The organism is Pseudomonas sp. SMN11, assembly GCF_052041945.1.
Taxonomy (GTDB): domain Bacteria; phylum Pseudomonadota; class Gammaproteobacteria; order Pseudomonadales; family Pseudomonadaceae; genus Aquipseudomonas.
The window spans coordinates 210,528-221,130 of the sequence record NZ_JBKGGW010000006.1 but is presented as its reverse complement, the minus strand read 5'-3'; the positions used below and the strand labels follow the sequence as shown (position 1 = coordinate 221,130).

The window sequence follows — 10,603 nt, the reverse complement described above, 5'->3', positions numbered from 1 at the left end:
CCTTTCCACGACGCAAGGCCGCTCCTACAGGAGATCGCGCTCTGCTGTAGGAGCGGCCTTGTGTCGCGAAAGGGCCGCAAAGCGGCCCCGGGGTCACAGGCTGCGCTCTTGCTCCAGCCAATCCACAAACCGCTCGATCAACGCCCCACGCCGCTTGCGCGGCGGCAGCACCACGTAATACCCCCGCGCCGAGCGCAAACTCCCTTCCAGCGGCCGGCACAGCAACCCTTGCTCCACCAGCCCATCCACCAGGTGCCCCCAGCCAATCGCCACCCCTTGCCCGGCAATCGCCGCCTGAATCAACAAGGTGTAGTTATCGAACCGCAGCTGCCCCGGCGGCGGCGGGCTGGCCACGCCAAACCCGCGAAACACCCCCGCCCAGTCAAACCAGCGGCTAGCCTGCTCACCGCGCAAATGCAGCAACGGCAATCGTTGCAAAGCCACGGCTGACAAGGGTTTGCCATGAATCAGCCGCGGGCTGCAAACCGGGAAAACCTCCTCGTCGAACAGCCAGCGGCTCTCGCCCTGATGGAAGCGTCCGTCGCCGAACAGCACCGCCACATCGATATCCGGGCGCAGCATCCCCTGGCTGCGCTCACCGGTCACCAAACTCACGTCCACCTGTGGATAAGCCTCGTGAAAGCGTTGCAGCCGTGGCATCAGCCAGAACGCCGCGAAGGCAAAGTCGGTGGCCACCTGCAGCACTTCACGCTGGCCGCGGCCACTGGCCTGGGCAATGCCGTCATCCATGGCCTGCAGACCTTGGTGCACCTGTTCGAACAGCAGCTGGCCCGCCTCGGTCAGCTCGATGCCACGGTAAATCCGGTCGAACAGGCGGGTGCCCAGCTGCGCCTCCAGGCGCTTCACCTGCTGGCTCACCGCAGGCTGAGTGGTACCCAGCTCCAATGCCGCTGCGGTAAAGCCACGCAAACGGGCCGCAGCCTCGAATACGCGCAAGGCATCCAGCGACAACTCGGCAAGGTGATCAAACATAAGTTCAGCTAATCCCAGACATTGCCCGCCATGGGCTTTACCCATGTTATCTGCAGTCGCATCTTGGTAGGCAAGCGGTTCGCATAACCCTCAACGATGGAAGCCACCATGACGCGCCCGAATATCCTGTTCATCATGGCCGACCAGATGGCCGCGCCCTTGCTGCCAATCTATGGCACTTCGCCGATCCAGATGCCCCACCTGAGCCGCCTAGCCGAGCAGGCGGTGGTGTTCGATTCGGCCTACTGCAACAGCCCACTGTGTGCACCGTCACGCTTCACCCTGGTCAGCGGCCAGCTGCCGAGCCGCATCGGCGCCTACGACAATGCGGCCGATTTCCCCGCCGACGTGCCGACATATGCACACTACTTGCGCCGCCTGGGCTACCGCACCGCACTGTCGGGCAAGATGCACTTCTGCGGCCCCGACCAGCTCCACGGCTACGAAGAGCGCCTGACCAGCGACATTTACCCCGCGGACTACGGTTGGGCAGTGAACTGGGATGAGCCGGACGTGCGCCCGAGCTGGTACCACAACATGTCCTCGGTGCTGCAGGCCGGGCCCTGCGTGCGCACCAACCAGCTGGATTTCGACGAGGAGGTCGTATTCAAGGCGTGCCAGTACCTCTACGACCACGTACGCGAGAACGATGGCCGGCCGTTCTGCCTGACCGTGTCCATGACGCACCCGCACGACCCGTACACCATCCCGAAACGCTACTGGGATCGCTACGAGGCTGTGGATATCCCCATGCCCCGGGCAGAATTCAGCCAGGCAGAACTCGACCCGCACTCGCAACGCCTGCTCAAGGTCTACGACCTGTGGAACAAGCCGCTGCCTGTGGACAAGATCCGCGACGCCCGCCGCGCCTACTTCGGCGCCTGCAGCTACATCGACGACAACATCGGCCAGCTGCTGCAGACCCTGGAGGAATGCAACCTGGCCGACGACACCCTGATCGTGTTCTCCGGCGACCACGGTGACATGCTGGGCGAGCGTGGCCTCTGGTACAAGATGCACTGGTTCGAGATGTCGGCACGCGTCCCGCTGCTGGTACACGCGCCCAAACGCTTCGCCGCAAACCGCATCAGCGCCTCAGTGTCGACCTGCGACCTGCTGCCGACCCTGGTCGAACTGGCCGGCGGCGCTGTGGATAAGCATCTGCACCTGGACGGCCGCTCACTGCTCGGCCACCTGCAAGGGCAGGGCGGCCACGACGAAGTGATCGGCGAATACATGGCCGAAGGTACCGTCGGCCCGCTGATGATGATTCGCCGTGGGCCGTACAAATTCGTGTACAGCGAAGACGACCCTTGCCTACTCTATGACCTGAGCCGCGACCCGCATGAGCGGGAGAACCTCACCGGCAGCCCGGACCACCAGGCGCTGCTGCAGGCATTTGTCGTGGAAGCACACCAGCGCTGGGATATCTCCAGCCTGCGCCAGCAAGTGCTGGCCAGCCAACGCCGGCGCCGCCTGGTGGCCGAGGCGCTGGCCATCGGCAAGCTGAAAAGCTGGGACCACCAACCGCTGGTGGACGCCAGCCAACAGTACATGCGCAACCATATCGATCTCGACGACCTCGAGCGCAAGGCACGTTATCCACAGCCCGCCCCCATGGATTGAGAAGAGAGGCCGCCATGCACAAGTTCTCCACCGTCGTATTCGCCCTGGCTCTTGCCACCACCACGGCCCACGCCGCCGACGGCGACGCACAATGCAGCACCGTGAAGATGGCCGACCCCGGCTGGAGCGACATCGCCTCGACCAACGCCGTCGCCCGGCTGCTGCTGGAAAGCCTGGGCTACCAGGTGAAGATCGACAGCCTGGCGGTACCGATCATCTACGGCGGCCTCAAGGACGGCCGGGTCGATGCCTTCCTCGGCAACTGGATGCCGGCGCAGCAGGGATTCCATGACAAGTTCATCGCCAATGGCGATGTGCAGCAGCTGTCACGCAACCTGGAAGGCACCGAGTTCACCCTGGCGGTGCCGGATTACGTATGGAATGCCGGGGTGAAGGACTTTGCCGACCTGCAGAAGCACGCTGACCAGTTCGACAAGAAGCTGTACGGCATCGGCTCTGGTGCGCCTGCGAACCTGTCACTGAAGGAAATCATCGACAAGAACGAATTCAACCTGGGCCAGTGGAAGCTGGTGGAGTCGAGCGAGCAGGCGATGCTGACGCAGGTGGATCGGGCGGTGAAGAAACAGCAGTTCATCACCTTCCTCGGTTGGACGCCGCACCCGATGAACGTCAAGCTGAAGATGCACTACCTGACGGGCGGGGAGAAGTGGTTTGGCAGCAAGGGCGAGGTGTACACGCTGACCCGGAAGGGTTATCCACAGGCCTGCCCGAATGCGGCGAAGCTGCTGGGCAACCTGAGTTTTACCTTGGACATGGAAAATACCATCATGGCCGAGGTTGTGGACAAGAAGATCAGCTTCGATGAGGCGGCCAAGGCTTGGGTGAAGGAGCACCCCGAGCGGCTGGAAGAGTGGCTGGCGGGAGTAACCACCAAGTCCGATGGCAATGCCCTGGAGGCCGTCAAAGCCAAGCTTTGACCTGCACCGGCCTCATCGCCGGCAAGCCGGCTCCCACAGGTACCGCACCAATCTCAGGTCTTGCGCAATTCCTGTGGGAGCTGGCTTGCCGGCGATGGGCTGCAAAGCAGCCGCAACGATATCAGCCCCGAGCCAGTTGTCGGCGGAGTTCTGCAAGAACCGGTGCGGTATCCGGCCGTACCCCACGCCAGATGAAGAAGGCCTCAGCTGCCTGTTCAGCCAGCATCCCCAAACCATCCAGCACCTTGGCCGCGCCCAGCTTCTCGGCCCACTGGCAGAACGGCGTCGGTTCCTTGCCATACATCATGTCGTAGCACACCGTGCGCCCCGCTTCGACCAGGCTGTCGGCAATCGGCGGCAACTCACCGGCCAGGCTCGCCGAGGTGGCATTGATGATCACGTCCACCGGCTCCTGCAACCAGGCAAACCCACTGGCCACCACCGGCCCCAGTTCATCGAACTCCCGCGCCAGCTGCTCGGCCTTCTCCACGGTACGGTTGGCGATCACCAGCGACTGCGGCTGGTGTGCGAGGATCGGCTCCAGCACGCCGCGCACGGCGCCACCGGCGCCGAGGATGAGGATGCGCTTGCCGGCCAGTTCAACCCCGGCATTCACCGTCAGGTCACGCACCAGGCCGGCGCCGTCGGTGTTGTCGCCCAGCAGCGTGCCGTCGGCCAGCTTGCTCAGCGTGTTCACCGCACCAGCCCGCTGGGCACGCGGGGTCAGGCTGTCGCACAGGCGGTAAGCTTCTTCCTTGAACGGCACGGTGACGTTGCCGCCGCTGCCCTGCTTGAAGAAGCCGCGCGCGCAATCGCTGAACTCGTCCAGCGGCGCCAGCAAGGTGGCATATTCCAGGTCCTGACCGGTCTGCTCGGCGAACAGGCGGTGAATCAGCGGCGACTTGCTGTGGCCGATGGGGTTACCGAAAACAACGTACTGGTCCATGGCGATTCCTTGTTTATCCACAGGCTTACTGGCCAAGCCAGTCGCGGTCCTGCAGGAAGTATTCGGTCAGGCGCGCTTCCTCGCTGCCGGGCGCGGCCTTCCAGTCGTAGCCCCAGCGCACTTGTGGCGGCAGCGACATGAGGATCGACTCGGTACGGCCACCAGACTGCAGGCCGAACAGGGTGCCACGGTCATAGACCAGGTTGAACTCCACGTAGCGGCCGCGGCGGTACTCCTGGAACTCGCGCTGCTGCGGGGTGAAGGGAGTGTTCTTGCGGCGCTGGACGATCGGCAGGTAGGCCTCGACGTAGGCATCACCGATGGCGCGGAGGAAGGCAAAGCAAGTGTCGAAGTCCCACTCGTTCAGGTCATCGAAGAACAGACCGCCGATGCCACGCGGCTCGCCGCGGTGCTTGAGGTGGAAGTAGCGGTCGCACCAGGCCTTGTAGCGCGGGTACACGTCAGCACCGAACGGCGCGCAGGCCTGCTCGGCCACGCGGTGCCAGTGAATGCAGTCTTCCTCGTTGCCGTAGTACGGGGTCAGGTCAAAGCCGCCACCGAACCACCAGACTGCCTCTTCACCTTCCTTTTCGGCAATGAAGAAACGCACGTTGGCGTGGGACGTCGGGACATGAGGGTTGTGCGGGTGGATCACCAGCGACACGCCCAGGGCTTCGAAGCCACGGCCTGCCAGCTCGGGGCGGTGGGCGCTGGCCGATGGCGGCAGGCCGGCGCCGAACACGTGGGAGAAGTTGACCCCGCCTTTCTCGATCAGCTTGCCATCCCCGATCACCCGCGTGCGGCCCCCGCCACCGGCTTCGCGCACCCAGGCGTCCTCGACGAAGCGGGCGCCGCCGTCTTCGGCTTCGAGGGCAGAGCAGATGCGGTCTTGCAGGTCGAGCAGGTAGGCTTTCACGGCCTCGGTGCGGCTAGTCATCGGGTCACCAGGAACGGGCAGGGAAGAATTCGCCGCGTAGCATACCACCGCCGGCGCGCGCGCCGCAGTTGACGGCGATCAAGCAAAGGCGTCCGATAGAAGGCCTTTTCCCGATCCCGACAACAGGAGTGCGAGATGGCCAAGCGTATCCAGTTCAGCCAGCACGGCGGCCCGGAAGTGCTGCAGCTTGTGGAATTCGACCCCGCCCCACCCGGGCCGCAGCAGGTGCGCGTGCGCAACCATGCGATCGGCCTGAACTTCATCGACACGTACTTCCGCAGCGGGCTGTACGCGCCGCCATCCTTGCCCTCTGGCCTGGGTACCGAGGCGGCGGGCGTGGTCGAGGCAGTGGGCGAGGGCGTGACCCGGCTGAGGGTCGGCGACCGCGTGGCCCATGCCGGCGGCCCCCTGGGCGCCTACAGCGAAGTGCATACGCTGCCGGAGGCCAACCTGGTCAAGCTGCCCGACAACATTAGCTTCGAGCAGGCGGCAGCGGTGATGCTCAAGGGGCTGACCGTGCAGTACCTGCTGAAGCAGACCTATGAGGTGAAAGCAGGCGACGTGATCCTGTTCCACGCCGCAGCGGGTGGCGTCGGTTCGCTGGCCTGCCAGTGGGCCAAGGCCCTGGGCGCCAAGCTGATCGGCACCGTCAGCTCCGCCGAGAAGGCCGAGCGGGCCAAGGCGCTGGGAGCGTGGGCGACCATCGACTACAGCCGCGAAGACGTGGCCAAGCGGGTGCTGGAGCTGACCGATGGCAAGAAGTGCCCGGTGGTGTACGACGGCGTCGGTGCCGACACCTGGCTGACCTCGCTGGACTGCCTGCAGCCGCGCGGGTTGATGGTGAGCTTCGGCAATGCCTCGGGGGCGGTGAGCGGGGTGAACCTGGGGATCCTGTCGCAGAAGGGCTCGCTGTATGTGACCCGGCCGACCCTGGCGACCTATGCCAACAATGCCGAGAACACCCAGGCCATGGCCGATGACCTGTTTGCAATGATTGGCAGTGGCAAGCTGGTTGTGGATATCCAGCAGCGGTATCCGTTGAGTGAGGCGGCGAAGGCGCAAGAAGAGTTGTCGGCGCGCAGAACTGTGGGATCGACTGTACTAATCCCCTGAGCCACACACGTTCCCTGTGGGAGCGGGCATGCCCGCGAAGCAGCCACCGCGGTGGATGGCACCGGCTTTGCCGGTGTTCGCGGGCGCGCCCGCTCCCACAGGTACTGCGTCGGCTCTGAAAGCTGCGCTATGCCTGTGAGGATCGGTTCGTCGGTGGCGGGGTCGACTCGATCCCATCGAGTATTGCCTCAACCACTCCCTCTGCCATTTCAATCGCATGCAGGTTCGACCAGAACATGCCGCGGCCTTCTTCGCGCATGTAGTCCAAGGCTTTGTAGCCGGTTTCATAGGCGCAGCGCAGGTACAGCGCTACGTGAACCAGGGCATCTTCAGCAGCAATGTTCGGGTTGACGGTAAATAATGCCTCGTGGCCGGCGTCGCAGCGGCCGAAGGAGCGAGTAGAGGTGCAGGGAAGGGGTGGATCGGGGACGATTTTCTTGATCATAGGAATTCGCCTGTTAAAGGCTGGCCCTCAATTCGTTACCACACGACTTGGGAGGCAGCTGTACGCAGGGTGGTAAACCGGACGAATCCCAAACCCGGCAGGCTCGAAAGCCTCCCGCGCACAGCCGCCATTGGCTGCCATTCAGAATTCGTACTCCGGGTTACCACACCCGATCGCCAAGTTATTCAGCGACGGATGAAGCCTAGAGGCAGAGATTCCCACTGAGAAGGTGATGGCAGGGGACGCGGGTCGTAGGATATTTCCCAAACCGCAAGCTGGACAGTCATTCCGACAAATTCAGAAAAACCTGGCTTCAGCGCAAGCGGAATGTGGCAGGGAAGCCACCAGCTTGACCGCGCAGGTTCGGAAGCGTAGCCTTTCTTCGTGAGTTTGTACTGGTGCGCCGGTTGAGTTTCAAGTTATCCGGGCGAGTGCATCCTTACCTTTTGGCCGCTTAAGCGGCCTTTATTTTTTGGGCTTGTTCCTGTCCCCTTTAGGGATGATGGAATAGAGCTCTGCTTTGGGTTTGCGTGCCGTCAGTTCAAAGATCGCTTCATCAAAGATCTCATTGCCATAGCCATCATCACGGCCAATTGTGCTGCGAAGAGCGGTCATGCGCGTTGCGCTTTTCCAGATTGATGTCGTCGCCAGTGCTGCCTTGATTTGCACAACCATGTCATCAATGGTGTATTCATCTCGAATCACCCGGCTTCTGTAGGCATGGCTGCCGATGAATACGATGCCCGGATCCTCAAGCAGCGGTAATGCCTGCGCTTCTTTCTGCCTGTTGATCGCTTCAAATTGATCTGCGGTAAACCTGCCTATCTCCACCGCTCTAACTCGGTTGTTGGACGCAAGCTGCTGCAGATTCGCCCTTATCAGATATTCGGCATTTTCGAATAGCGGCATTGTTTCGGATGCTCCCGCCGAGTTGCGACGGGAGCAAGCTAGAGGCAGGGGTTCCGGCAGGGAAGGTGATGACTTAGGACAGAGACAGTAGGAAGTTTCCCAATTGGCAAGACCGGGCAAATCAGAAATACGCCTGAAGATTGGTGGGGCCGCTTTGCGGCCCTTTCGCGACACAAGGCCGCTCCTACAGGCATAGCGCCAGGGCTGAGAGCTGCGCTGTTCTTGTAGGAGCGGCCTTGTGTCGCGAAACGAGGGCGAAGCCCTTGCCAGCGCTATCAGCCCGGACGCACGACCTCACCAGTAGCGAGGTTGCGAATCACACTCGGATTCTTCCGCCCGCCCAGCGCCCCACCGAGCACCAGGTCCAGCTGGCCATGGAAATACTGCTCCACCCGCAAGCGGGTCTTGGCCGCCGGGCGCCCGCCAGGGTTGCAGGAGGTGGAAATCAAGGGCCCGACCAAGGCACACAGCTCGCGCACCACCGGGTGATCGCTGACCCGCAGCGCCACGGTGTCATGCTGCCCGGTCACCCACTCGGGCAACAGGTCCTGGTGCGGTACCAGCCAGGTGTTCGGCCCGGGCCAGGTGCTGCCCATGCGGTCGATCCAGTCCTCGGGGAAGTCCTCGAACAGGAAGTCGAACTGACGGATGTTGTCAGCGATCAGGATCAGCCCTTTATCCACAGGCCGCGACTTCAGCGCCAGCAGGCGATACACCGCGTCCTCGTTCCAGGGGTCGCAGCCCAGGCCCCAGACCGCTTCCGTCGGGTAGGCGATCACTGCACCTGCCCGGATCTCACGTGCGGCTTGTTGCACACGAAAACTGCTCACCATTTGCGTCTCTCCGCCTTTTAACCTTGCTTGCGCGCAGTGTACTTAGCCGGCGCGGGCAAACCAACGCCCGGCGACATTGCTGACCCGCCCCTCAAGCTCCAGTTCCGTCAGCTGCGCCAGCACCTCGGCCAGCGGCCGGTCGCTAAAGTGGGCCAGGTTCTCGCTAGTCTGTGGCGCGGCATGCAGCAGGGCAAGCAGCGGATGCGCCGGTTTATCCACAACCGCTGGCGGCAGGTTCTGCCAGCCGCGCAGGCTTTCCAGAATCTGCTCCACACTCTCCACCAGCAGTGCGCCATCGCGGATCAGCTGGTGACAGCCCTTGGCTGCCGGGTGGTGGATCGACCCAGGAATCGCATATACCTCGCGGCCTTGCTCAGCCGCCAGGCGGGCGGTGATCAACGAGCCGCTGGCAAGGCTGGCCTCGACCACCAGCACGCCGAGCGACAGGCCGCTGATGATGCGATTGCGCCGCGGGAAGTTGCCCGGCAACGGCCCGGCATCGAGCGGATACTCCGACACCAGTGCACCGCCCATGTCGATCATCATCCGCGCAAGGTCGCGGTGGCGCTGTGGATAAAGTTTTTGCAAGCCTGTGCCGAGCACCCCAATCGTGCCCCCTCCCACCTCCAGCGCCGCCCGATGAGCGGCACCATCGATGCCCAGGGCCAGCCCACTGGTGATGGTGAAACCGGCCTGCGCCAGACAGCGGGAAAATGCCCTGGCCGTGTCGAGTGCCGGAGGTGTGGCACGCCTGCTGCCCACAATGGCCAACTGAGGTCGATCGAGCAGTGCCGGATTACCAGCAACGAAAAGCAGCGGTGGGGCATCGTCGATTTCCCCCAGCAACGCCGGGTAGCCGGGGCCGTCCCACATCAGTAAATGCTGGCCCGGACGCTCTAGCCAGGCCATTGCAGCCAGTGCGCCGTCACGTACTTCGGCACTGCGCCGCGCATCGACGGTGGCTTGGGGAATACCCAACGCGCGCCAGGCCGGGCCGGGTGCGCTGAGTGCTGAAGACGCACTACCAAAGGCCTCCAGCAAGGTGCGAAAACGTCGCAATCCGGTCTCGGGCAAGCGATGCAGGCGTAATCGGGCCTCCAGTTCGGCAGGTGGACAAGGCGACGAGTGGTAAGTCGGCATGGGGATCATCCTTGATCGAAACAGGGCCATCTACGTGGCACAAGCTGTGGATAAGTTTGTGGGTAACACTTTGAAAAGCTGTCCATGATTTGGCAGCTATCAAGGCTATAGAGACCCTAGCCGAGCTTTCACAGGTGCTGAAATCGCCGTTTCCCTTTATTATGTGTGCTCAGTTTTCAACCGACCGCACAGTGACTGCCTGACCTTATGGCCATCTTGAACATTCTCGAATTCCCGGACCCGCGCCTGCGCACCATTGCCAAACCGGTAACGGTGTTCGACGACGCCCTGCGTCAGCTGATCGACGACATGTTTGAAACCATGTACGAAGCCCCCGGCATCGGCCTGGCCGCCACCCAGGTCAACGTGCACCAGCAGGTCGTGGTCATGGACCTCAGCGAAGACCGCAGCGAACCGCGGGTATTCATCAACCCGACTGTCGAAGAGCTGACCCACGACATGGGACAGTACCAGGAAGGCTGCCTGTCGGTCCCGGGCTTTTACGAGAACGTCGACCGCCCGCTGCGTGTGCGGGTCAAGGCTCAGGACCGTGACGGAAAGCCGTACGAGCTGGAATGCGAAGGCCTGCTGGCGGTGTGCGTGCAGCACGAATTCGACCACCTTAACGGCAAGCTGTTCGTCGACTACCTGTCGCAGCTCAAGCGCGACCGGATCAAGAAGAAGCTGGAAAAGCAGCACCGCCAGCAAGCCTGATCCCACCTC

At 62.9% G+C, this 10,603-nt stretch carries 11 protein-coding genes; 4 read left to right on the top strand and 7 right to left on the bottom strand.

What is annotated here, in order from left to right:
* Nucleotides 1–93: 93 nt before the first annotated feature.
* Nucleotides 94–993: a choline sulfate utilization transcriptional regulator gene (locus ACLEJU_RS09045; RefSeq protein ID WP_110638932.1), complete on the bottom strand. Its 900-nt coding sequence runs from the start codon at nucleotides 991–993 to the stop codon at nucleotides 94–96.
* 108 nt (nucleotides 994–1,101) lie between these two features.
* Here ACLEJU_RS09045 and betC point away from each other — a divergent pair, with 108 nt between their 5' ends.
* Both betC and choX read left to right on the top strand, forming a co-directional pair.
* Entirely contained in the window at nucleotides 1,102–2,619 is a 1,518-nt protein-coding gene (gene betC, locus ACLEJU_RS09040; RefSeq protein ID WP_435421884.1) for a choline-sulfatase, read from the top strand.
* A 14-nt stretch (nucleotides 2,620–2,633) separates the two neighbouring features.
* Entirely contained in the window at nucleotides 2,634–3,557 is a 924-nt protein-coding gene (gene choX / locus ACLEJU_RS09035; protein WP_435421883.1) for a choline ABC transporter substrate-binding protein, read from the top strand.
* 121 nt (nucleotides 3,558–3,678) lie between these two features.
* On the opposite strand, the gene aroE is transcribed toward choX, so the two are convergent.
* Together aroE and hemF are read right to left on the bottom strand one after the other, a co-directional pair.
* Complete coding sequence (aroE, locus tag ACLEJU_RS09030) at nucleotides 3,679–4,503, bottom strand: shikimate dehydrogenase (RefSeq protein WP_435421882.1); 825 nt, start codon at nucleotides 4,501–4,503, stop codon at nucleotides 3,679–3,681.
* A 25-nt stretch (nucleotides 4,504–4,528) separates the two neighbouring features.
* Nucleotides 4,529–5,440 (bottom strand): oxygen-dependent coproporphyrinogen oxidase, encoded by a 912-nt coding sequence (gene hemF / locus ACLEJU_RS09025; RefSeq protein ID WP_110638928.1) that lies wholly within the window; start codon nucleotides 5,438–5,440, stop codon nucleotides 4,529–4,531.
* A 135-nt stretch (nucleotides 5,441–5,575) separates the two neighbouring features.
* On the opposite strand from hemF, the gene ACLEJU_RS09020 reads away from it, so the two are divergent.
* On the top strand, nucleotides 5,576–6,553 hold the full coding sequence (locus ACLEJU_RS09020) for an NADPH:quinone reductase (RefSeq protein WP_435421881.1): 978 nt from the start codon (nucleotides 5,576–5,578) through the stop codon (nucleotides 6,551–6,553).
* A 127-nt stretch (nucleotides 6,554–6,680) separates the two neighbouring features.
* Here the strand turns inward: ACLEJU_RS09020 and ACLEJU_RS09015 are convergent, their stop codons facing one another.
* The 4 genes from ACLEJU_RS09015 to dprA all read right to left on the bottom strand — a co-directional run bounded on the left by ACLEJU_RS09015 (nucleotide 6,681) and on the right by dprA (nucleotide 9,880).
* A complete protein-coding gene (locus ACLEJU_RS09015) occupies nucleotides 6,681–6,998 on the bottom strand; it encodes a hypothetical protein (protein WP_435421880.1) in 318 nt (105 codons plus the stop codon).
* Nucleotides 6,999–7,463: 465 nt separating this feature from the next.
* The gene (locus ACLEJU_RS09010) at nucleotides 7,464–7,907 is read right to left on the bottom strand and encodes a hypothetical protein (RefSeq protein ID WP_435421879.1); all 444 of its coding nucleotides are present in this window, start codon (nucleotides 7,905–7,907) and stop codon (nucleotides 7,464–7,466) included.
* Nucleotides 7,908–8,182: 275 nt separating this feature from the next.
* Nucleotides 8,183–8,740: an L-threonylcarbamoyladenylate synthase gene (locus ACLEJU_RS09005; RefSeq protein WP_011953122.1), complete on the bottom strand. Its 558-nt coding sequence runs from the start codon at nucleotides 8,738–8,740 to the stop codon at nucleotides 8,183–8,185.
* A gap of 42 nt (nucleotides 8,741–8,782) precedes the next feature.
* On the bottom strand, nucleotides 8,783–9,880 hold the full coding sequence (dprA, locus tag ACLEJU_RS09000) for a DNA-processing protein DprA (protein WP_435421878.1): 1,098 nt from the start codon (nucleotides 9,878–9,880) through the stop codon (nucleotides 8,783–8,785).
* A 207-nt stretch (nucleotides 9,881–10,087) separates the two neighbouring features.
* Here dprA and def point away from each other — a divergent pair, with 207 nt between their 5' ends.
* On the top strand, nucleotides 10,088–10,594 hold the full coding sequence (gene def / locus ACLEJU_RS08995; RefSeq protein WP_003260000.1) for a peptide deformylase: 507 nt from the start codon (nucleotides 10,088–10,090) through the stop codon (nucleotides 10,592–10,594).
* Nucleotides 10,595–10,603: the final 9 nt, after the last annotated feature.